At 52.9% G+C, this 23,894-nt stretch carries 20 protein-coding genes; 7 read left to right on the top strand and 13 right to left on the bottom strand.

Features of this window, described 5'->3' with window-relative positions:
- Positions 1-97: 97 nt before the first annotated feature.
- The 5 genes from CFLAV_RS29430 to CFLAV_RS29460 all read right to left on the bottom strand — a co-directional run bounded on the left by CFLAV_RS29430 (position 98) and on the right by CFLAV_RS29460 (position 5,776).
- Entirely contained in the window at positions 98-553 is a 456-nt protein-coding gene (locus CFLAV_RS29430) for a hypothetical protein (protein WP_007418579.1), read from the bottom strand.
- A gap of 168 nt (positions 554-721) precedes the next feature.
- Positions 722-1,798, bottom strand: coding sequence for a glycoside hydrolase family 76 protein (locus tag CFLAV_RS33410; protein WP_007418580.1), 1,077 nt, complete (start codon positions 1,796-1,798; stop codon positions 722-724).
- 640 nt (positions 1,799-2,438) lie between these two features.
- Positions 2,439-3,641, bottom strand: coding sequence for a 2-oxo acid dehydrogenase subunit E2 (locus CFLAV_RS29450; protein ID WP_007418581.1), 1,203 nt, complete (start codon positions 3,639-3,641; stop codon positions 2,439-2,441).
- Between the two features lie 4 nt (positions 3,642-3,645).
- Complete coding sequence (locus tag CFLAV_RS29455; RefSeq protein ID WP_007418582.1) at positions 3,646-4,611, bottom strand: alpha-ketoacid dehydrogenase subunit beta; 966 nt, start codon at positions 4,609-4,611, stop codon at positions 3,646-3,648.
- Between the two features lie 37 nt (positions 4,612-4,648).
- Positions 4,649-5,776, bottom strand: a complete 1,128-nt coding sequence (locus CFLAV_RS29460) for a thiamine pyrophosphate-dependent dehydrogenase E1 component subunit alpha (protein ID WP_237712482.1) — start codon at positions 5,774-5,776, stop codon at positions 4,649-4,651.
- Positions 5,777-6,106: 330 nt separating this feature from the next.
- Between CFLAV_RS29460 and CFLAV_RS29465 the strand changes: the two genes are divergently transcribed.
- From CFLAV_RS29465 to recO, 7 genes are all read left to right on the top strand, one after another.
- Entirely contained in the window at positions 6,107-8,605 is a 2,499-nt protein-coding gene (locus tag CFLAV_RS29465) for a response regulator (RefSeq protein WP_007418584.1), read from the top strand.
- Entirely contained in the window at positions 8,602-9,813 is a 1,212-nt protein-coding gene (locus tag CFLAV_RS29470; protein WP_007418585.1) for a response regulator, read from the top strand. The genes CFLAV_RS29465 and CFLAV_RS29470 overlap by 4 nt, the downstream gene beginning before the upstream one ends.
- A gap of 62 nt (positions 9,814-9,875) precedes the next feature.
- On the top strand, positions 9,876-10,364 hold the full coding sequence (locus CFLAV_RS29475) for an HIT family protein (RefSeq protein ID WP_007418586.1): 489 nt from the start codon (positions 9,876-9,878) through the stop codon (positions 10,362-10,364).
- A 25-nt stretch (positions 10,365-10,389) separates the two neighbouring features.
- On the top strand, positions 10,390-11,349 hold the full coding sequence (locus CFLAV_RS29480; protein ID WP_007418587.1) for a PhoH family protein: 960 nt from the start codon (positions 10,390-10,392) through the stop codon (positions 11,347-11,349).
- Positions 11,346-11,825 (top strand): rRNA maturation RNase YbeY, encoded by a 480-nt coding sequence (gene ybeY / locus CFLAV_RS33415; RefSeq protein WP_007418588.1) that lies wholly within the window; start codon positions 11,346-11,348, stop codon positions 11,823-11,825. The genes CFLAV_RS29480 and ybeY overlap by 4 nt, the downstream gene beginning before the upstream one ends.
- Positions 11,822-12,376: a DUF502 domain-containing protein gene (locus CFLAV_RS29490; protein ID WP_007418589.1), complete on the top strand. Its 555-nt coding sequence runs from the start codon at positions 11,822-11,824 to the stop codon at positions 12,374-12,376. The genes ybeY and CFLAV_RS29490 overlap by 4 nt, the downstream gene beginning before the upstream one ends.
- 142 nt (positions 12,377-12,518) lie before the next feature.
- Entirely contained in the window at positions 12,519-13,151 is a 633-nt protein-coding gene (recO, locus tag CFLAV_RS29495; protein WP_007418590.1) for a DNA repair protein RecO, read from the top strand.
- Between the two features lie 40 nt (positions 13,152-13,191).
- On the opposite strand, the gene ispG is transcribed toward recO, so the two are convergent.
- From ispG to CFLAV_RS29540, 8 genes are all read right to left on the bottom strand, one after another.
- Entirely contained in the window at positions 13,192-14,958 is a 1,767-nt protein-coding gene (ispG, locus tag CFLAV_RS29500; RefSeq protein ID WP_007418591.1) for a (E)-4-hydroxy-3-methylbut-2-enyl-diphosphate synthase, read from the bottom strand.
- Positions 14,959-14,963: 5 nt separating this feature from the next.
- The gene (rseP, locus tag CFLAV_RS29505) at positions 14,964-16,415 is read right to left on the bottom strand and encodes an RIP metalloprotease RseP (RefSeq protein ID WP_007418592.1); all 1,452 of its coding nucleotides are present in this window, start codon (positions 16,413-16,415) and stop codon (positions 14,964-14,966) included.
- 108 nt (positions 16,416-16,523) lie between these two features.
- A complete protein-coding gene (locus CFLAV_RS29510; RefSeq protein WP_007418593.1) occupies positions 16,524-17,672 on the bottom strand; it encodes a 1-deoxy-D-xylulose-5-phosphate reductoisomerase in 1,149 nt (382 codons plus the stop codon).
- Positions 17,673-17,695: 23 nt separating this feature from the next.
- On the bottom strand, positions 17,696-18,613 hold the full coding sequence (locus CFLAV_RS33420) for a phosphatidate cytidylyltransferase (RefSeq protein WP_007418594.1): 918 nt from the start codon (positions 18,611-18,613) through the stop codon (positions 17,696-17,698).
- Between the two features lie 285 nt (positions 18,614-18,898).
- Positions 18,899-19,636, bottom strand: coding sequence for an undecaprenyl pyrophosphate synthase (gene uppS / locus CFLAV_RS29520; RefSeq protein WP_007418595.1), 738 nt, complete (start codon positions 19,634-19,636; stop codon positions 18,899-18,901).
- 35 nt (positions 19,637-19,671) lie between these two features.
- Positions 19,672-20,940: an adenylosuccinate synthase gene (locus CFLAV_RS29525; protein ID WP_007418596.1), complete on the bottom strand. Its 1,269-nt coding sequence runs from the start codon at positions 20,938-20,940 to the stop codon at positions 19,672-19,674.
- 782 nt (positions 20,941-21,722) lie between these two features.
- Positions 21,723-23,375: a HEAT repeat domain-containing protein gene (locus CFLAV_RS29535; RefSeq protein WP_007418598.1), complete on the bottom strand. Its 1,653-nt coding sequence runs from the start codon at positions 23,373-23,375 to the stop codon at positions 21,723-21,725.
- Between the two features lie 46 nt (positions 23,376-23,421).
- Positions 23,422-23,894: hypothetical protein (locus CFLAV_RS29540; protein ID WP_007418599.1), on the bottom strand; the 473-nt coding region annotated here is incomplete at its 5' end.

Raw genomic sequence — 23,894 nt, forward strand, 5'->3', positions numbered from 1 at the left:
GATCTCCACACCCCTCTGCAAAGCCTTCCAAACTCTACAACAGGGTCGACATGTGTGCACCAAATTTCATGTGCTTACATTTATAGCCGAAAGTTGGTCATTCATCAATTTCAGTCTCGACGTAAGTTTCGATCGGAACAAAATCCAAATTTACAACGAGGGCTGATTTGTGAGACGCATCACTGTGCCCTAATGAGCCATGAAGCACGAGGACGCTGCTGCCGTTTCGAGAAACCGTGTATTTTCCAGTCCCTCCATGCCCGTAAACAGCGCGGAGCAGATACGGTTTCTTGCCTTTGCTGGAATGAAAATAATGCCCGGTGAAAAAGCGGGCCTGTTCATCTGACAACTCGACAAATCTTTTTTTGGCCAACTCACTTACCACAGCCACAGTTTCTTTCGACGCAACCACCTCATAAATATCTTGCTCAGGAATCTGGGTCCATTTTCCCTTCGGGTCAGGAGGAGTCCTTAACCAATCCTTACCTGAATCGGCTGCTGCTAAGGAATTCAAGGTCAGTGCTAAACATAAACACAACAACAAGACTTTCATAAGATTGAAGTAGATATATATCTTTCTGCTACACCACCAGAAATATCCACCAAACACAAACCACCGTTACGCCACGATACGGGATTGCATCCCAGGGCGTCCCAGCGGGACGCCTCGAAAATATCCCGGCAATTTATTGACGGGATATTTCTCCACAAACTTCTCCGGCTACTGCGTAGCCGGCACCGTTAGCATCCCTACAACAGTGCTGGTGCAATCCCAGGCATAAAGATTCCCACTCGGAGTCTGGTGCAACCATTGGCACCAGGACAATTCGTCCGACGTCCGTCGCAGGCTCCATGCTTGGGTGACATTCGCCTGCAACCACGGTTGATAGGTCCCCTGAACTCCCGCACCGGTTACGTACCTCATCGTCCAGCGCATGAAGATTCCATTGAAGCCGCCGCCGTCGCCGCCCGTGCCGTATTCAGGAAGGATTCGATAAGAGCCGACGATTGTCCCCAGATTATTCATCGTATAAGTTGCCGACAACGCGCAGGTGTTGTAATCACCAAGGAGATAGGCCGCGCCAATGCAGGTTCCCTGATTATAGGAGAAGGAAGTCCCGCTGATGGTGCTGTCAGACACTTTGCCCGTTGCTGTATTGAAAAGGTGGGACTGCGCCCAGTTGTAGGTGTTTTGCGCCTTCGTCAAATAGCTGGAGCCGCCGCCATCGCTATAGATGCAATAGCCTGCAATCGCTGCCGGGTAGTTGACACACGCATTCTTCGATACTTTACCGGTCGACTGCCACATGCCTCCGGAAACCGTGTCCCACCCCCGGTTATAAGCCGTGTTGAAATTATTTTTTGCTATCGTTAAATAGCTGCTGTTTCCCGTTGCATTGTAGGCCCGGCAGAAAGCGATGGCACCCCACATCAGATCGTCATTGAAAGAGTTTCCAGACCAATCGGTACCATTATGCACGGTAAACCCGGTGCACAACTGGGTGATCATGTTTTTGTAAGTCGGATTGTTCGTTAACATCGTGGCATCACGAACCATTTCTATCTCTTCCGCAAAGTGCCAGAAAGAATCCACACTCCCGCTTCCCTGCGCGACCCGGTAATATCCCTGGTTGCCGCTAAGCACAAAATACATCGCATTATTATAATCGTTAAATGCGTTGATGGCATCCACGGTTCTCCAGGCCGAAGCGGAAAGAGTTCCGCCCAGGATTAATATGACAGCAATGAACATGCACCACGTTTCACATAGACGGGGTAAGACCTTGTTGGTTTTCATATGTTTTTTGCGTTTCTGATTTGATGATGGACGCAGCCTGTGTAGGACAGGCTTGATGTGTAAGATGGGCTGTCAACGAGGCTGCCCGAAAAAATGGATTTCGCCAATCTAATATTATAATTAACCACCGCTGATTATTCCTTCATCCTGTAAAGCGTTTGAATCCTTTGACGGGAAACGTTGCCAAAAGCGCGCCAGATTCTAATAAGCCGCATTCGAAGCAACCAATGGTTCCAATCCACTTATGACCGGGAAAATGTCCCACCAGAGGTGGAGGCACTTTACGACCTCACCGGAGTCTATTTGGCTTGGTATACACCTCAGGTAAATGGCCGCTTGATCGGTCGATTAAACTCACCCAATTACTCGGAAACATTCGCCTCCTTCGCCCCCGATGCTGGCATCGCAATTTCTTCGGTAATCGAGTGACAAACTCCACCTGCTACTATCCCTTCGAAATGAAAGTGTTGGATTTAAAGCACGGTTTTCGCGAAGCTGTTCCCTTGGTCAAGCTCATTCCTGGCATTCGGTATCATCAGGAAACGAGTTTCCACGAACCGTTTTCACGGATCTCAAGAAAAGGAAATCGAGGTAACTTGGTGTTGAAACCCGGTCCAATACCTCACCAGTAACGAACCACCTACAACTTCTCCGGCACCGCCAGCAACGCCGCAATCCGCGCCAGCAATCTTCCCGCCCCGCCGCCATCCAGCACGCGATGATCAAAGCTCAAAGTCATGTTCGCTTCCATCACGGGCACAAATTGCTTCTGCGCCGCATCCCAACTCGGCACTATTTTGCCTGCTCCCATGCCCAGCACCAGCGTTTGCTCCGGCAATGGAATCGGCGTCGCCCAGGTAAGTCCAAACGTTCCAAAGTTTGTAACCGTCGCAATCGAACCACCGGTGGCATCCGCCGGCAGACGACGTTGCCGCGCCAATTCCACCAATTCATTGTAACGCTCCACCATCTCCTTCAACGAACGCTTGTCCGCGTTCCGGATAACCGGAACCAAAACGCCATCCTCCGCCTCCACCGCAAAACCAACATCGATGGAACTCGGGTGAAAAATCTTTTTACCGATCAATCGACCTGCCGGAGCGCTGTTCTCCGAAAGTGCCACCGCCAATGCGCGCAAGGCATACAACGCCGGTCCGGGCTTTGGATTACAAGACTTGCGATGCGCCAGCATCGGGTCGAGGCACACCGGCAAAGCCACCGTCGCCAACGGTCGCAACCAACTGCGCCGCATCGCATCCGCCACCGCCACGCGCATCGTGGACGCCTGGCTCATCACATTCTGTTCGAGGTTGGAAACAAATTTCTCGAAGTCTTGAATCGTCACCCGCCCCGCTGCTCCACTGCCGGCTACGCCAGACAAATCGGCCGCATTCATCCCCAACTCCGCCATGCGTGCCTTCATCCGGGGCGACATATAACTCGCACCCGACGCATGCGCCGGAACTGGTAATCCGCGAACTGTCGGTTCAACCCCACGTTTGCCGCCATCCAACGCCGTCTTCGAGCCGTTCTCTACGCAGGCCTCGCTTTTTCCGGGTGACTCGGCGGGACGATCCAGCCCCAACCGCCTGGCTTCCTCCGGGCTCGCCTCCAGATGACCCAGCACCGCACCCACGGCATAACTCTCCTGCAGTTTGATCAGAAATTTTTGCACCTTGCCCGCACAGGGCGAAGCCACATTCATCGTCGCTTTGTTGGTCTCGACCTCCATCACATCCTGGTCGGCGTCAACCTGGTCTCCCTCATTTACAAGCAGGCGTAGAATGGTCGCTTCGGCGATCGATTCGCCGAGCTGAGGCATAATAATGGGAATCTGTGGCATACGATTAGGAACGCAAAAGGTTGCGTGCAGCGGCAGCAATGCTTCGGGCGGTCGGACGATGCGCCGCCCACAAATTAGGGTGATAAGGAACGGGGGTGTCTTTGGCGTTCAGACGTTGTGGTGCCGCATCAAGCAAACCAAAACCTTCGCTGGCCACGCGCGCAACCACTTCGGCCGTTACTCCTCCCCACGGGAAGGATTCACCGACACAAAGCAATCGACCCGTCCGCGCCACCGACGCCATGATGGTGTCAGTATCCAAAGGCTTGATCGTGCGTAGATCGACCACTTCAACCTCCGTGCCCTCGGTGGCCAGCTCTTCCGCGACCGCCAGCGCTTCATGCACCATCGCGCTATACGCCACAATGGTCATGTCCCGACCCGGCCGCGCAATGCGGGCCTTGCCCACCGGCATGGCTTCGGTCGGAAGCTTGTCGGTTTTTAAATGGTAATAGAGATATTTATGCTCGCAGAAAATGACCGGATCATCGATCGCGACTGCTTCCAAAAGCATGCTGTAGGCATCCTCCACCGTGGCGGGGGACATCACGACCAGGCCCGGATAATGTGCGTAAATGGCTTCCAGGCTTTGACTGTGATAAGGTCCACTCCCCGAAGTTCCACCCGCCGGCAACCGAACGGTAATGGGACAAGGAACCTGCGTCCGCCAATAAAGAGCAGCGGCATTGTTTACAATCTGATTGAATGCCACCGTGGAAAAATCCGCGAACTGTATCTCAATGATCGGGCGCATCCCTTCGATCGCTGCGCCAATCGCCGCCCCCATCATCGCGTCTTCGCTGATGGGCGCATCGATCACCCGGCCGGGAAATTCCTGCGCCAAATTTTTGGTGGCTTTGAATGCGCCCCCGAAGTTTCCCACATCCTGGCCGTAAATAAATACTCGTGGATCATCGGCCAAAGCCTTGGCTTGCGCCTCGCGAATTGCTTCTAGGTAAGTGATGCTCATTCTGATTTAGCTTCCAGCCCTGCGAAACTCATTCGGTTCATTTTTCGTTGTAACCCTCACACAGATGTTTGGAAGCCAGTGCCGACCATTCCTCAGTGTAAGGATCTGGCGCACCTTCCCGTTGAGCGGTTGCCACGGCTTCTTCCACCTGGTTGGTCGCCTCCCCGCGCCATTGCCGGAGTTCCTCGGCCTTGGCCCAATTTTGCTGAAATAAATATTCCTCGGCTAATTGCAAACAATCACGTCCGCAGGGAGTGCTCTTCCACTTCGAATCGAGATAGCTGGAGTCATCGTGCTCCCCATGTCCGCAAAGGCGAAGCAAATCGGCGACTATCAATTGTGGACCATGTCCGTTGCGGGCTCTCGCTACCGCCAGCTGCAAAGTCTTCAAACATTCTGCCAGGTTATTGCCTTCCAACGTGTGCCCCTCGACGCCATAACCAATGGCCTTATCCACCAGGGATTCGCAGGCAAACTGCCGGGAGTTCGGCGTGGAATAGGCATACTGATTGTTTGCCACCACCAGGATGAATGGCAGCTTCTCAACTGCCGCCTGGTTCAAGGCCTCATGAAACGCGCCGGTGGAAGTTCCGCCATCCCCAATGCTCGCGGCCCCCACCGTACCTTTGATTCCCTTAAATCGATGCGCCATTAAAACGCCATTCACCACGGAAAGCATTGCCCCAAGGTGGCTTACCATGGGTAAATAACCGTCCTTCGGCCGTCCCCGGTGAACATTCCCATCTCTTCCACGCATCGGTCCCAAAGGCGATCCCAGGTAAGTGCGCACGGCTTCAAGCACCGTCTCTCCAAAGGCCAGTCGCCCCGCTGCATCACGGATCAAGGGCGCGAACACATCTCCCTTGCGCAGTGACATCCCGGTGGCAATGCTCAGGGCTTCCTGACCTTTGCCCAGAAACACGCCGCCATGAATCTTGCCCCCACGGTAAAGGCTGGCGAATTTCTCATCCAGTATGCGCGCCAACAACATACCCCGATACGCTTTCAGGTACGTTTCGCGAAAAGATAAGACCTCGCCAACTGTCCCGCGATCGACAACAGTTTGAACCATGCCCGAAAATTTATGCGGCTTTGCACCTATCATGCAATACTTCTTTAGAGCATCCACACATCTGCCCACCTCTTCCCACAGTGTAATCTCCACCGCCAAACTCAGTGGCTACAACGACTTCCGCAACTAATTTCTTTAAACCGGACTACTTTCCGAAACCGGCCCGAACAGCGTACATTAGTGTCTCAAATCTTACCGGTTTATGGTCATTTTCGAGTCAACCGGCCAAAGTTAAATCCTTTGCGCAGTTAATTTTAAATCCTCGCGATGTTTGAAGCCTCGCAAAATCATAGCTTCCAAAGGATTAGCACCAATTTTTTCATTTCAAACTGGAGTTTAACCACTGGTTGGTGTTGAATGTGCTGCTTGCAGAAGTATGTGTGCGAATAATTTAACTGTAAGTAGTCCTCTGAAGTGAGGAGCATGAATCCCCTGCCTCCATCTACTGTACTTTTAGTGGAAGATGATCCCAGGATGCATGAGGTGCTCTCCGCGTTGCTTCATGAAGACAATATTACTGTGATCCATGCGCCCAGTGGACAGCAGGCAATCGCCATGGTGCAGGAAAAGCATTATGACCTCATGCTCCTCGACCTCGGTCTGCCCGGAATGAATGGATTCGAGGTTCTGAAGCAACTCCATGACCATCCCCTCGAAAGGCCGATCCCTGTCATAGTGCTCACGGCCTGGAACAGCACCACCGATAAATTGCGTGGTTTTGAACTGGGCGCTGTCGATTATCTTACCAAGCCATTCGAAGCTGCTGAACTGCGCGCCCGCCTTTGCGCCGCCCTCCGCACCAAACATTTGCAGGATCAACTCACTCAAACCAACCGTGAGTTGGAAGCTGCCCGCGTCGCCGCAGAAACTGCCGCCCGGGCCAAGGCCGAGTTTTTGGCCAACATGAGCCATGAAATCCGCACGCCCATGAACGGCGTCATCGCCATGACCGGCCTGTTGCTCGAGACCAATTTAAACAATGAGCAACGCAGCTACGTGGAGACGATTCATTCCAGCAGCGAATCACTCCTCACCATCATCAACGATATCCTCGACTTTTCGAAGATTGAATCCGGCAAACTCGAACTCGAGCACCGCCCTTTCAATCTCCGCATGGGTGTCGAAGAGGCACTCGATCTGCTCGCCACCAAAGCCGCTGAAAAGAAACTGGATTTGGCTTACCAGATGGACGATGACATCCCCAGTCACGTCCACGGCGACGTCACCCGCCTCCGTCAGGTCCTCGTAAATTTGCTCAGTAACGGAATCAAATTCACCAACGAAGGGGAGGTTTTTGTTCACGTAAAAATCCATTCCGCCTCTCCCGAACCCACAGCGGATGACGCAACCAGGTTGCAACTGCATTTTACTGTCCGCGACACCGGCATTGGAATTCACCCAACTCAGATCGACCGTTTGTTCAAGTCCTTTAGTCAGGCAGATGCTTCCACCACCCGCCAATATGGCGGGACCGGCCTGGGTTTGGCTATTAGCAAACGGCTGGTCGAACTGATGGGCGGTAAAATGTGGGTCGAAAGCACACTGCAACGCGGTTCTACCTTCCACTTTTTAATTCCCTTCCGACCGGCAGTCGCCGCCCCGATCTTTCCTTTACAAGGGCAGCAGCCTCAACTGGCCGATCTGCGTTTGTTGATCGTGGATGACAATCCCACCAACCGGCGCATCCTGACCCTCCAGACCAGCAAATGGGGCATGATTCCCCGTAGCGCCAGCAGCGGATCGCAGGCTTTGGATTGGATGGCGAAGGGCGAAGCTTTTGACCTCGCTATTTTGGACATGCAGATGCCGGATATGGATGGCCTCATGCTGGCAAAAAGAATCAGGGAATTGCCGGGCTCTCAAATGATGCCTTTGGTCCTCCTCACTTCGATGGGCCTCCGCACGGACAGTCCAGGTTTCACCAGTGTGGCTTTCGCCAGCTGCCTCACCAAGCCCATCAAACCCGCCCAGTTACACGAGGTGCTCATGCGCGTGGTTTCCGGCTCGAAACCAGCCGCACGAAAAGCCGCTGCCAACAAGCTTGATCCTGCACTGGCCGCCCGACTCCCTCTCAGGGTGCTCCTTTGCGATGATAATCTCATCAACCAAAAGGTGGCTCTCCGCCTGCTCCAGCAAATGGGCTATAAAGCCGATGTCGCTAACAACGGTTTGGAATGCCTGAAAGCCCTTGAACGCCAGCCTTACGATCTTATTTTCATGGACGTGCAGATGCCGGAAATGGATGGACTGCAAGCCACTCAACAAATCCGCCGGCGTCAGCAGGACCCGTCTCACCCTGCTCACTTTAAGTCTCCCATTTTTATCATCGCCATAACCGCGAACGCAATGCAGGGGGATCGCGACAAGTGCATTGCTGCCGGCATGGATGACTATTTGGCCAAGCCCGTTCGCACCGACGATATCCGTTTGATCATCGAGCGCTGGGGCTCGCGGATCACCATCGCTGAGCACGGTGACCCGGCCGACGTACCTGATAACGTAAGCATTGGAGAAGCACTAGGCGCCAAACCTTTGGCGGCCTCCGTGCCCAACAGACCTCCGCCTGTGGACATGGAACGTCTGCTGGACCTTGCCAACGGCAGCCTGGATAACCTTCGCGAGTTGGTGGAGCTCTACAACCTGCAAACAGGCAAACAGGTTGAACAGTTGGTTATTGCCGTGAAGGCTGGCAAGGCGGATGAAGTACGCCGTCTCGCGCATAGCGCCGCCGGAGCCAGTTCCACCTGCGGCATGACGGGCATTGTCCCCCTGCTCCGCGAATTGGAGCATCAAGGCTGCGAAAATGCCCTCACCACCGCACCGCAACTCGCCCAGGAAGTCCTGCGGGAGTTTCAACACATCGAAACATTTTTAAAAACCTATCTGGCTAACCCCACCTCGTTCCTGACCATAGCAAAATGACAGCAAAAAAAATCCTGATCGTCGAAGATGATCAACTAGTCGCAAACATTTACCGCAACAAACTAAGTGTGGAACATTTCCAGGTTGAGATCGCCCTGGATGGGCACCATGGTTTTGAACTCATCAAAAGCTTTCGTCCGGACGTGGTCATTCTGGATCTGATGTTGCCCAAGGTCACTGGCATTGACCTGTTGAAGAAAGTTCGCGCCCAACAAGACCTGAAACATCTCCCGGTAATTGTGTTCTCCAATACCTATCTGAGCAACATGGTTCAGGAGGCGTGGAAGGCGGGTGCAACCAAGTGTCTTTCGAAATCAAACTGCACCCCCATGCAGCTCGTGGAATTGGTACGCAATCTTATCTCTGCTGAAACTGCCGATGCTACAACCCTGGCAAAAGATTCCACTGCAACTCAAAACAAGCCTAAATCTTCAGAAACCGATATCGTATTTCTGAACGACTTACGCACCTCGCTGCTTTCCAGCTTGCCGGCAATTCTGAACTCCATGCGCTCTGCCTTGCAGGAGTTGGCAAGATGCTCAGACGAGGCCGGCCGGGTTAAAGCGTTGCAGGCCCTTTATCGCCAGGTCCATTCCCTGGCGGGAAACGCGGGCATCTGCGGGCTGCAACAAATCTCTCAAATGTCCAACGCCTTGGAGGCTCTGCTAAAGGAACTCTCCGAAAAATCCAAAGGCATCAACTCCTCCACCCTCCGTACGGTGGCCATGGCTGTGGATTTTTTAGGGGTGCTTTTTGGACATGCCCAGGCATCAGATCCCACTGAACCTCTTGAACCTTCTCAAAGCAACATTTTAGTGGTGGATGATGAGGCCATCTCGCGTCGTGCCGTAAGCTTTTCCCTGGAGAAAGCCGGTTTGCATGCCGTCGCCGTGGAAGATCCCCAAACGGCCTTGCAAATGGCTGGAGCGAAGCCCTTCGATCTGATCTTCCTGGATGTCGACATGCCGGGCATGAATGGATTCGAACTTTGTTCCAAAATGCGTGCGCTTCCCAACCATAAAAAGACGCCCATTATTTTCGTTACCGGCTTGTCCGATTTCGAAAGTCGGGCGAACTCCACTCTCAGCGGTGGAAATGATTTGATCGCCAAGCCATTCCTGTTCATGGAACTGACAGTTAAGTCCTTGATTTACCTGCTTCGATCCCGCTCAACAACGGTCAAACAACCTCCCGGGTCTGCTCATTAACTTCTCCCAGGCCCGGTGGGCGGAGCTTTTGACTTTCGCAAAGTTCTCATTACTATTCCGTTATGGAACCTTTGCACGCTCCGTGGCGCATCCAATACATTTTGGCTCCCAAGCCGGCTCGCTTGGATGGATCCATCTTTACCGCCATCGCCCAATCAAGTGATGACGAAGCAAACTACGTCATCGCTCGGGAACGTTCCTGTTTTGCCCTCCTGAACACCTATCCTTATACTGGCGGGCATCTAATGGTGGTTCCTTACAAGCAGGTGCCCGACTTTCACGGGCTGACGGATGAGGAAATGATCGATATGATGAAACTGGTCCGCCGCTGCCAGGATGCTCTGACTCAGGTGATGAAGCCTCAAGGCTTTAACATCGGCATTAATCTTGGCCAGGTTGCTGGCGCAGGCATTCAGGAGCATCTTCACATTCATATTGTGCCTCGCTGGGCGGGGGATACTAATTTCATGCCGGTAATTGCAAACACCACGGTTTTGCCTGAAGCTTTAAAGGACCTGGCGGCAAAGCTACGGCCCGCACTGGCTCATTAAGTAACATAGAAAAAATATAATCATCATGGCTGCTGAAACGTTGCACTTCGAAAACGCCCGTCTGGCCCAGCAATTATTTAATAACGATCCTCATAACCTCCAGCATCTTGAACAGGAACTGGGGGTCAAGGCCACCTCGCGTGAAGGTTGGATCAAGTTGGAAGGTCCTGCCGAAGGCATCGAGCGCGCCAAGCAATTGTTCCTGCTGCTGGAAGGCCACCTCAAGGCCGGTTCTTCCGTGCGCAACCGCGACTTTGCCCATTCCCTGGGCGTGGTGAAAAATGAAGGTGCCTCCGCGCTCAAGGATATCATGTCTGAGCGCATCCAGACCTCTAATAAAAAGCCCAGCGTAACTCCCAAAACCCTTGGTCAGAAAAAGTATGTCGATGCCATTCGCCACCACGACGTCACCTTCGGACTCGGCCCTGCCGGCACTGGCAAGACTTATCTCGCCATGGCCATGGCTGTATCAGCGCTGAAGGAGGAGAAGATTTCCCGCATCATCCTGACTCGCCCCGCAGTCGAGGCCGGTGAGGCGCTCGGATTTTTGCCGGGTGATCTTTACGAGAAAATCACTCCCTACCTGCGCCCGCTTTATGATGCCCTCCATGATATGCTTCCAGCGGAGGACATTCAGAAATACATGGAGCGGAATGTAATCGAAATTGCTCCGTTGGCTTACATGCGCGGTCGCACTCTCAATAATGCCTTCATTGTCCTGGACGAGGCGCAAAATACCACACCTGAGCAAATGTTCATGTTCCTGACCCGCCTCGGTCTTAACTCGAAAGCCGTGATTACCGGCGACGAAACCCAGATCGACCTCCCTCATCATAAGCAGTCTGGACTGGTGGAAGCTCACCGTGCGCTAGGAAACATAGAAGGCATCGCCCTCGTCGAATTCACCCGCAAAGACGTCGTGCGACATCCTCTCGTCCAACGCATCATCGCCGCCTACGAGGAGCTGCGAGGCAAACCGAAATGAGCGGACGACTTCTCCTGCTAAACCGCCAGCACACCCGTCTTATCGACCGGCGCTGGCTACGCTGGGCCACCAAGGAACTCATTTCCGACCTGCTACATTTCGAAGATTTCGATGTCACGATTCACCTCGTGGGCGAGCGGGAAATGACTCGCATAAACGAAAAGCATCTGCAACACGCCGGCTCAACCGATGTAATCACATTCGACTATTCAGATTCTCCCGGTTCAGAGCCTCTCATTGGAGAGTTGTTCATATGCGTGGATGAAGCCCTCGTTCAAGCGATCCGGTTCAAAACGACCTGGCAATCGGAGACCATGCGCTACATCGTTCATGGCCTGCTTCACTTGAAGGGCTATGATGACCTTGAAACCACCGCCCGGCGTAAAATGAAGCGTGAAGAAAACAAGTTGCTCAAGGAACTTCGAGTCCGCTTTCGCTTGAGCAAAATTGAGGGCAAATCTAAACTAAGAGCGTGAAGAAAGACATCTTTGCCAGTTGGCGGACCAATTTTTTTACCGGTCTTGCCATCGTTTTGCCCGCAGTCGTCTCTATCGCGGTCATTTTTTGGTTTTTCTTCACGGTCTCGAACATCACCGACACCCTCCTGATTTTCATTCCGCGAGAATACACCCATGAAAATAACGGCTTCGGACCGATGTTTTGGTATTGGAAGCTTGTTGCCCTGATTCTCGCAGTCATTCTGACCGCCATTGTCGGCCGCCTGGCTCGTAACTATCTGGGCAAAAAGGCCATCGAATGGGTCGATACCTGGTTGTTGCGGGTTCCCTTGCTCAACAAACTTTATGGCACCACCAAACAGGTAAACGAAGCGCTCACTTCAGGATCAAAAGGCTCATTCAAGACCGTGGTCATGGTTGAGTTCCCGCGAACCGGAGCCTACTCCATCGGATTCATCACCGGCGAGCAACTCGGTGAAATCGAACGTAAAGCCGGACAAAAACTGGTTTCAGTTTTCATCCCAACCACCCCCCAACCCAACCTCAGGCTTTCTCGTTCTCGTCCCTGACAACCAGGTTACCAGGCTGGACATGTCGGTCGCCGAAGGCATCAAATTCATCATCAGCTTGGGAGCTATCAGCCCAGATAACCTGCCGAATCCTGAACGGAAAGCCGAAGCAGACAATTAGAAACTGTGTCACCTTCTTGCGATGATTGAGAATGCCACCGGCATAATACTGCGCACCCGGCCACTCACGGATACCAGCTTCATCATCCACTGGTTGACCCCTGACTTCGGCCGGCTGGCAACTGTCGCCAAAGGTGCCCGGCGCGCCAAGTCTCCCTTTGCCGGAAAGCTCGACCTCTTCTATCTGGCCGATTTCAGTTTTCTGCGTAGCCGGCGGTCTGAACTCCATAATTTGCGGGAAGTCAACTTGAAGGATACCCATGCCGGTTTGCGCAGGGAATTGGACTACGTGCTACAAGCTTCCTATTGCACAGCACTCGTCGAGCAAACGACCGAGATGGAAACACCGCTCCCCGAGACGTTCGAATTGATGAGTGGGTTTCTCAAGCATTTGCCTCAACATCCTCCCCTGCCGCAAATGCTTTTCGGTTTTGAAGTGAAACTGTTGAGCGAACAAGGACTGCAACCCGATTTGGAGAATGATCGGATCGGCCCTGACCTCAAGCAAATCCTCCGCATCCTTTTAGTCAGCGACTGGGACTCCATGGCACGGCTGAAACTCACTCCTCAGCAAGTCACCGGCCTTCGCCAATTCCTCCACGGATTTCTCATCTACCATCTCGGTAAAGTCCCCCGCAGCCGCCCCTCACATTAGGAATCGCTTCGAAGCCCAATCAGCTTTGCACCGAAACTTCCTACGGCTCCGGTTCCACCCACTTGCCATGCTCACGGATCAGGTCCACCAAACGATCCACCGCTTCCGCTTCAGGAATGTTGAACTTGATCGGCTGCTTGCCCACATACAAATTGATTTTGTTCGGCGCACCACCGACATAGCCAAAATCCGCATCGGCCATCTCACCAGGACCATTGACGATGCAACCCATGATCGCAATCTTCACTCCCTTAAGATGATCCGTCCGCGCCTTGATTCGGGCGGTAACCGTCTGGAGATTAAACAAGGTTCGACCGCACGAGGGACAGGCAACGTAATCAGTCTTGAATGAACGACACCCTGCCGCCTGCAAAATATTGTACGCCAATCTCAGCGATTGACCACCACCAGACTCGCCACGAATCAGAACGGCATCGCCAATCCCATCCGCCAGCAGCGCACCCACCACCACCGAAGCCCGCAACAACGCAATTTTCGGCTCCCATGGCGCCTCAGGAAAATTCAAACAATCCTTCAACAAAATGGGATTATTCAACCCCAGATGCTTCAGCTTTGCCGCCAACAGGCGAAACGCCGTTACGGCTGGCAAAGCCACACCATCTTTCACGGTCACCAATTGTGTTTCACAATTGATTTTAAAATCGGTGGTCGGATCAACTTCGAAAACATTTAAATCCTCGTAAATCCCTTCGGGCTTCACGTCGTCCTTGGGACGAATTTTCGGCGCCACCTTGTCCCACGTCGCCTGCGTAACCACAACGCGAACAGTTTGTTCCCCGCCGCACTTTACCGTTTCGCTCAATTCAATTTCAGGCGTGCTCCTGCGTTGAAACGTAAACGGATCGTAGGAAGGCTTGATCTCCGCCACAGTTGCGTTCCGATTCGACAGGCTTGGAATCTGCGCCAGCAAATCACGGCAAACCGCAATCTCATTCGGGGAATCTTCCGTCAACGAAACGCGAATCGTGTCGCCCAATCCATCACACAACAAAGAACCAATCCCAATCGCGCTCTTGATGCGCCCATCCTCACCCTCGCCCGCCTCAGTGACTCCCAGGTGAATCGGATAGTTCCAATCAGGCCCCAACTCATTCAGTCGTGCCACCAGCAAACGATAGCATTCAATCATCACCTTCGGATTGCTCGACTTCATCGAGAAAACGAAATTGTGATAATCATTCTTCCGCGCAATGCGTGCAAATTCCAAAGCGCTCTCCACCATGCCGAGCGGACTGTCGCCAAACCGGTTCATGATGCGATCACTCAACGAACCGTGGTTCGTCCCGATACGCATCGCCCGGCCCAAATCCTTGCATAGCTTCACCAGCGGCGTAAACCGCTCCTCAATGCGCTGCAACTCCGCTTCGTATTGCTCGTTGGTATATTCCTTGATCGCAAACTTCTTGGAGTCTGCGTAATTGCCCGGATTGATGCGCACCTTCTCCACCCACTTTGCAGCTTCCATCGCTGCGTCCGGCTTGAAATGAATGTCGGCCACAATGGGAACAAAACATCCCTGGTCACGTAATTCTTTGACAATGTTCTGCAGGTTCGCTGCATCCTTGACAGTCGGCGCGGTGATCCGAACGATCTGGCAACCCACTGCCACCAGCTCCAGCGTCTGCTGGACACTCGCCTTCGTATCCATTGTGTCGCAGGTCAACATGGACTGCATCACCACAGGATGCTCGCCACCGATGATCACTCCTCCACGAGCAGGATCACCCACGGTTACTTCACGGGTCTGACGACGCTGGAACAAATACGGGGAGGCGCAGTATTGCATTGCAGTTATTTCACGGACTCTGTTTTAGGTGCAAACTTGATTTCGCTCGTTGATTGCCGGTTCTTGGCTCCTCCGCCGGGGAGAAGGTCCTGGACATCAAAGAACGCTATGTAAAGCATGTACCCAATTAAAAGCACAGCGCAACCAGTTTGAACATAATTCAATATCCACGCGCTCACCGGACGCCGGCGAATCGATTCGATCAATGCCAGCGTAATGTGTCCGCCATCAAGCACCGGGAATGGCAGCATGTTTAGGATGGCAAGGTTGATGTTCATCAACACGCTAAACCAGATCGCCAACCGCCAGCCGTTCTCGTTGCTGAAAAGATGATAGTAAACTTCCCCAATCTTCACCGCCCCTCCAAGATGCTGCGGCTTGATGTCCGACTTCTTTGAAAACAAGGCGCTGAATGTGCTGATCATCGCATTGACACTGGAATCTATCTGCTCCAATGGATGCGGATAAGCGATGGTTGCCTTCCCGCCATCCAGCCACAAAATCCCCAGCATCGGCTTCTTCTGCTCATCCGTCGGATTCAGCGGCATCTCCGGTTTTATCGAGACACTAAAATTCGTTCCCTCGCGCACCACCGTCAACTCCACCGGCTTGTCCCCGTTTTTCTCCAGCATCTCACCGATCAATGCATAATGAATCGGCTTCTTGCCATTCACCGCTGCAATTTCGTCCTTGGGTTTTAATCCTGCCAGTGCCGCCGGACTGTTGCTGTATACTTTCGCTACAATCGAGGATTGTGCCGGCTCGATCAAAATCTGGCGCAATCCCTTTCTCTGCCAGGCCTTTCCTTCTTCAATCTTTGGCTTTACGTCGATTGTCTTCGTTTCCTTGGTCTTGGTCTCTTCATTGAAGCGCTTGATTTCAATCGGAACACTCACGCCTTCGCTCCGTACCACACGCCAGCTAATGCTGTCGCCCATCCCGCCAAACTTGGTAACAGGCTTTCCATCCACCTTCAGTATCTCATCTCCAGGCTTGAGACCAGCCTGCTCCGCAGGACCATCCTTATAGACATAGCCAACGGTAGTTGAAGTCTCAGCCTCCGTAACCGGCCTTCCAACCTGCCAAACCACCAGCGCAAATACCAATGCCAGACCAAAGCTGAACAGCGGGCCAGCGAAGGCCACAATGATTTTATCCAGTGCCGAAATCGGTGGCAACGGCTCGGAAGATTTTTCGGAGCTCTTTCCTTCAATCATCTCCATCGGCGCCATCTGTGGCAGTGAAACATACCCACCGGCCGGAATCGAACCCAGCGCATACTCAACCCCGTTAATCTTCGTCTTCCAGATCGGCTTCCCAAACCAGATCGCAAAACGATCCACTTTCAACCCTCTCCATCGGGCCGCCAAAAAGTGTCCCAACTCGTGAACAAAGATCAGCAAGTTAAAGAGGACTAAGACCTCCAATATGATGAAAACAGGTTTTAAATAATGCATAAATTAACTAAGCTATCCAAGCTCTTGGTTTAACAGGAGCGCGTGTCGAATATACCAGTCTAATCGGAACAAGCAATGTTCCATCCCGGCACGCTTTCGTCGAGAATGTTACGGCCTTTTCCAGGCCATTGCTTCCTCGCGCGCCCAAGTGTCCGCTTCCAAAATCTGCTCTAACGTCGGATGTGTCACCACCTCATGCCGATCCATCGTATGTCGAACTAACTCAGTGATTTGCAGAAAGCTGATCTTCCGATTTACGAATGCATCGACAGCTACCTCATTGGCGGCGTTCAATACTGCAGGCAACGTCCCACCGACTTCCCCTGCCCTGCGGGCCAAATTAATCGACGGAAATCTCTCCACATCAGGCTCTTCAAACGTCAAACTCCCAATCTGAGCCAAATTGGTCTGCACCCGCTCGCTCTTTACCCGCTCAGGATACATCAACGCATACTGAATCGGCAGACACATGTCAGGTGTCGAAATTTGAGCAATTATTGAGCCATCCACAAACTCAACCATGGAATGAATCACACTTTGCGGATGCACCACCACCTTCACCCGGTCCATCTCCACATCAAACAACCACCGCGCCTCGATCATTTCCAACCCTTTGTTGAACAGGGTGGCGGAATCAATGGTAATCTTCCGGCCCATCACCCACGAAGGATGCTTCAAGGCACGCTCCACGGTGATGGCTTCAAATTCTTCCTTCGGTGTCTTTCTAAAAGGTCCGCCCGATGCCGTCAGCCACAGATTCCGCACCGATTGACCCGGCTTGTCATCGAGGCATTGAAAAATCGCCGAGTGTTCGCTGTCCACGGCCAGGACACGCACTCCATACTTCCGGGCCTCGTTCATGACGATTTCCCCTGCCATGACGAGTATCTCCTTGGACGCCACCGCAATATCCTTCCCGGCGCGAATCGCCGCCAACGCCGGCTGCAATCCAGCAGTCCCGACAATCGCAATCAAAACAATATCCGCCTCCGGCATCGTCGCCAGCTTGAGCAATCCCTCATTCCCCGAGTAAACCGCAGTCGTGGCCCCCACCATTCCCTGCGCCAGCGTGGCTTTTTCGGGATCACTGATGGAAAGCGCCATCGGTTGATGCCTCCGATACTGCTCCATCAGCAGTTCAAGATTATTCCCGGCAGCCAGGCCGATGAGCCGAATTCTATCCGGCAAATCATCCGCCACCTTAATGGTGCTGGTGCCAATGGACCCGGTGCTGCCTAAAAGGACGACATTCTTCATGTGGGAAAACAGTCTCTAAATTCTCAATTGGTCTGCAAAACGTGGCGCAAATACAGATACATGATGGGCGCATTAAACAACAGGCTGTCCAACAAGTCCAGTATCCCGCCAATGCCCGGGAACAGCTTGCCCGAATCCTTCACCCCTGCCTCGCGCTTGAACAACGACTCGATCAAATCGCCAACCACCGCCGCGGCACTCAGTATCACCCCCAGGATAATCGCATGCACCCAGTTCATTTCCGGCATTTTGTTGTGCGCGAAGTGGACGAAAACCAAACTCGCCAGCGTCGATACCACAATCGCTCCTGCAAATCCTTCCCAGGTCTTCCCCGGACTGATGCGCGGAATCATCTTGTGCTTGCCAATCAACGACCCCACCGCATACGCGCCGGTATCGCTGAATTTCGTGATCAACACAAAATACAGCAGGTAAAAATGCCCATCCACATTGGGAAAGAAATTGATTTTCTGGATGAAATTCAGCAACCACGGCACATACATCAATCCGAACAAAGTAGTCGAAATCGCCAATATTCCCGCAGTATTGCTCCTGGATACGAATTGCCGCACACACAACCCCAGCACAAACAAAATTAAAAAGCCGGTCTCGAAATCATTCACTCGCGCCGGCGAATCCATCCTGCCCAGCTTCCCGGTAAGGTTATAAAACGTTCCCACTATCAGCAGTATTCCCCCAATCACCCCCCAATTCTTGAAGCAAACCAGATCCCGCTTTTCAACCATGCCATAAAACTCCACCAACCCGCTCCAGGCCAGCAACACCATCACAATCAGGAAAACATAATCCGACAACAGCTTGTTGCCCGAAAAGAGCGCTGAAAGAATGATCGTCCACAAAATCAGAAAACTCGTCAGGCGTCGGAAGAAAATCTGCTTTTTGGTGAGCGCCGGCACCGGAGGTGTGTTCTGTTCGGGCATACGTGGAAGTTTTAATTTCCGGTTGGAAGTCATCTCATAAATACCCGCAGATGGCGCGGGCGGAGATTTTGCCCGGCCCCTAGGCGTGAGGAGGGAGCATCCCCTTTATGGGGCTGCGACCGACGAACAACGACGGGGCAGGGCAAAAGATCCCCCGTTTCTCTATCAAATTCCCTTTTCTCTCTTGTCTTTATTGATTTCATTTTTTCACTCATACGCCGCTGCGGGTATTTATGAGATGGCTTCTAATATGGAGCCGTTGTGTCCCTGTTGAAAGTGTGCAAACTATAACCCGCCAAACCGGCGATGACGGCGTGTATATTCTTCCAGCGCCTCGTAAAACTGTGGTTTCCGGAAATCCGGCCATAACGTCTGGGTCACGACCAGTTCAGAATACGAAATCTGCCACAGCAAAAAGTTGCTGACCCGCATCTCTCCGCTGGTGCGAATCAACACATCTGGATCAGGCCAGTTCCTGGTATAAAGATGATCCGCCACCACTTGCTCGTTGATCTCCGCCGGGTCGAGTTCCCCCTTCTTCGCCTTGGCCGCAATGCTCCGCACCGCTTCGACAATTTCCGTCCGCCCGCCATAGCTCAACGCCATGATCAGCGTCAGCCCGTTGTTTTTGGAAAGTCCCTCCTGCGTCTTCTTCAACTGCTTCTGCACGAACTCCGGCAGGCGATGTATCTGCCCAATCACCTCCAAACGCACGTTACTCTTGTTGAGTTCCGCGAATTCACTCTTCATGTAGCGCGCCAGATACTTCATCAACGTATCAACTTCATCCTTCGGTCGATTCCAGTTTTCCACCGAAAACGCGTAGAGCGTAAGATATTTAATCCCCAACTCTCCCGCCGTGCGAATGATCGCCCGCACCGACTCCGCCCCAATGCGATGCCCCTCTACTCGCGGCAACCCACGCTGCTTCGCCCACCGCCCGTTCCCATCCATGATCATCGCCACATGCCGCGGCAGATTCGCCTTGGCTTCGTCGCTAAGATGGGGCGCGTGATTCGTCATGATTCAGTGCACCATTCGAAATTCGTCATTCAAAATTACAAAAACATCGTTTGCTCACGCGCAGGTCCGGTCGATGCAATCGCCAGTTTTGCGCCGGTCAATTCCGCCAATGCCTTCAAATACGTTTTCGCCTTGGCTGGCATCTTCTTCCAATCGCGAATCTCATGCGTCGGCGTCAACCAACCCGGAAACTCCGCATACACCGGCGTGCACTTCGCCAGGGCCTCAATCTCATTGGGAATATAATCATACCGGGTCGAACCAATCTTGTAACCAATGCAAACCCTGATGGTCTCCACCGTGTCCAAACCGTCAACGTTCGTGACCGCCAGCTCATCAATGCCATTGACCATCGTCGCATGACGTGTCGCCACCGAGTCAAACCATCCGCATCGACGCGCCCGTCCCGTGGTCGCGCCAAATTCACGCCCCATTCCATGCAGCAAGTCTGCAATCTCCGCATTCTCCGTCGGCAACGGACCTTCACCCACGCGCGTCGTATAAGCCTTCATCACGCCTACGACCCGATCCATCCGGTTCGGTGCCACACCAGAACCCGTGCACGCACCACCAGCAGTCGTGTTTGAAGAGGTTACAAATGGATACGTTCCATGATCGATATCCAGGAACGTCCCCTGCGCGCCTTCGAACAATATATCATCGCCCCGACGAATCGATTTATCCAGCAACACCACCGTGTTCGTCACAAACGGCTTCAAACGATCCCCCGCCTTGCGATACGCCTCCAGCACCTTGGCGAATGAAATCGGTTTCGCGCCAAAAGCTTTGAGAACTTCGTTGTTCTCCTTGATTTTCTGCTTCAGCAACACCTCAAAACGTGCCGGATTAACCAAATCAATCACCCGCAACCCCGTGCGCGCCGCCTTGTCACCATAAGCCGGTCCAATGCCGCGCTTCGTGGTGCCAATCTTATTCTTCCCCTTCAAAATCTCCCGTTGCGCATCCAGTTCACGGTGATAGGGAAATACGAGGTGAGCAGTCTCGCTGATGAACAAATTCCCGTTCACCTTCACATTCATCTTCTCCAACCCGTCGATTTCTTCCACCAGGCTCACCGGGTCAATCACCACGCCATTGCCAATCACGCAGGTCTTCGATTTGCGCAAAATTCCGGAAGGAATCAAATGCAGCACATATTTCTGTTTCCCGATGAATACAGTATGCCCCGCATTATTGCCGCCCTGCGTGCGAACGACCACGTCCGCCTGCTCAGTCAGCACGTCGATAATTTTGCCTTTGCCTTCATCGCCCCACTGGGCGCCTACCAGAATTGTATTGGCCATAGTTACTTGACTCTATGTGTCACAACGACACCCGCACATTATTTGCGCGAACATCCTCGTTCGCACCACTGCAATAAAAATCCCCGAATTGTAAATTCGGGGCATACGCACGGTATTTACGAACAAAAAGTAAAGATATGCCCCCCACGTGTCAACGGCGTATTCAACACCCCGCCCATCCTCCATCCTCGCACGCATTTACCATCCGCCCCCAAACATCGCGTCAGCCTAATAGACCTTCCCCAACCGGGATGCGGCATATAGCCCAAGCTTGGCGCTGCCTTCCAGCGCCTATCTTGGGTAAACGCCCCGGGAGCCATTCAGACCGCCAGGCACCAATAATCGGTGGAATGAGACTCAGTCGAATTCAAACCCCGTCGGTGATTCTGCTCAGCCCATCGAGCCCACCCGCGCACGCGGCCCATAACCCCAATTCCCCCGCCAGGCACCTTCTCTCCCGTAGGTGACGACGTGAGGAGTCTCTAACCTTATTGCGCGTTCCCACCCGCTTACGCAACCAACGATTCCGATCCAACCACCGGTCACATTTTCTCGCGCAGCAATCGACGTAAGGAGATTCACTTCTTCCTTCACGATCACATCCGCGTACGCGGTCCATGACTCCAGTTCCCCGCGCCAGCAATCAATTACTCGGTGGAATGAGACTCGTCGAATTCTAACCCCTTCGGCGACCCTGCCAAAATCCATCGAGTCCGTCCGCGGACGCGGTCCAAACATACTCAAACTACCTAACTCCCATGCCCCAACTCAAAAATCAAAACTTACCTCACCCCCGCCCTCGCCGCCGCCTCCGGATCAATCACTTTCAGCGTGCTCCCGGCAACCTCACGCACACCCTCATCCGGATCATTCAACAAGCTCAGCAACACTGGCACCGCCTCCTTGCGCTTTAGTTTAAACTCAGCATCTTGCCCCTGTTCCAAAAAATTCGCAGCCTCGCTTCGCACCATCATATGCTTATTCGTCAATCCCTTGAACGCGCACGGCAGCGCATCCACTCCCATGCCAAAGCTCGCAAGCATCGCGTGAAGGGCTGTGTCTTCGTCCTTGCTATCCATTAAATCCATGAGCTGAGGACGAGCCGGCCTGGCCAGCTCACGCAATGTAATAAAAGCCATCACCGCTTCCATGTTCACTTCGGGAGCCTTCAGCCCATACGGTGGCTGCACATAAACCAACCGTTGCAACAATGCCGGAATCGCGTTCGTTCCCATCTGCCGAATCGCCTCCTCAGCCTCTTTGGTGAATAAACCATCTATCTTGCGACCTCTGCGACCTCGTTTATTAGTCTCCTTCAACCACTCCCCCAGCGTTTTTCCCGCATAAACCGGCTCACCTGGAAACAACGGCTGATTCCCCCGCAATTCACCCTGCTGTTTGGTGAGGAATTCCTTCGCCCAGCGCGAAACCACCGAATCTGTATCTGCCGTCGCCCCTTTAATCGCTGCCTGAATCTCAGGCGCTTTCAACGGATATTTGCACAGCAACAGCAACGACTGCCGCCGCCTGCCGGGATCATCCGAACGGAGACGTTCCAGCACCATCGGCAACGCCTCCCTCGGCGCAATCTTAACCAAGGTTCTCAAAGCCACCCTTGCGGTATTAGGCTTCCCGTTTTCCGCAACATCGGTAAGTGCTCCAAAAGCCCGCAGCTCATTCGTGCCAAAGTCTCCTAGGAACTCCACCGCAAGTGCGGAAACAGTAGACGAGCTGTCCTCCAATGCCGTAAGTAACAGCGGAATCGCTGAACCCGAAGCATTGGTGTGAGCACCAATGCCCCTGACAGCGGCAAATCGCACTTCCTCAGCTGGATCATTCAGACATCCCTTGATCTGCCTTAGGTAAATCTCGGCATCTCCTATCACCCGATCCAACTGCAGTACGCTCAATTGCCGGACATGCAAATCGCTATTCGTCAAAGCCTGGCAGACCGACTTCTGAGCTGGTTCCCCAATGAAGATAAGGCATGCAACGGCGATGAATGCATGATTGGTATCATTCAACAAACGTGCTAATTCCGGAACCGCAGGCGCGGCATTGGTTCCCAAACCATAAAATCCCGCTATTCCCAAACGCTGAATGTCCTCAGCTCTTTTGAATTTAAAGTCGAACCCCTCCAATTTTTCACTCTGCGTAATCATCCAAGACTTCATCGGACCGTCCTGAGCCCGAATCATCCTCATTGAATAAGGCAACACCTTCTCCGCCCCAATCGCACGGATGGCCAATTGCGCCTCGGTCAGTGGTCGTTTTTCATCCGTTGCATCATCCGTTGCAGTATCATCACATTGCTTCAACCAACTCGTCAGCGTCCGCCCCTGGTAACGCGGCTCCCTCATCCGCCACGCGATCAAGGATGAAATAATAGCCACTCCCAGTAGGAGAAAAAGTATGATCTTGCCGCGCCGCTTCATGTCTCAATTTTACATTCCCTGCTTCACCGGCATGGAAATACCCAATTCAAAAGAAACTCCCTTGCCGCTGGTCCATCTCTGCGCCGCTTGCTGACGAACCTTCGCGCAACAGAAGACAAAACCGCACATCTTTTGAATGAGCATCCTTCAATGCATGTTGCAGTTTCCCAAGATCTGAAATGACGCCGTCAGGAAAATTGGTCACTCCACTTGTTTCGAGTAAGTAATTGACCGTTCGCAGAGCGTCGTCTGCCACAAACCATTCGAGCACTTCTCCGTGAATCATGTCATCACCAGATGTGAAATCGGAGAGCGGACGAACTCCATGTTTTATCGCGGTCTCATCCAGCAACCGCGAATGCCAAAGTAATTTCTCACCATGCATCCAGGTGTCCGCGCCCCCCAGTCGCCGCTCAAAATACGGCAGCAGGCGCACGCGGAACAAATCTCTGACACTCACGCAAACCACGAAACAATGATATAGAAATAGGGCTAATAAAGTGGCTGCCAAACCGGGGT

The sequence above is a fragment of the Pedosphaera parvula Ellin514 genome (assembly GCF_000172555.1).
In the GTDB taxonomy this organism is placed as follows: Bacteria; Verrucomicrobiota; Verrucomicrobiia; order Limisphaerales; family Pedosphaeraceae; genus Pedosphaera.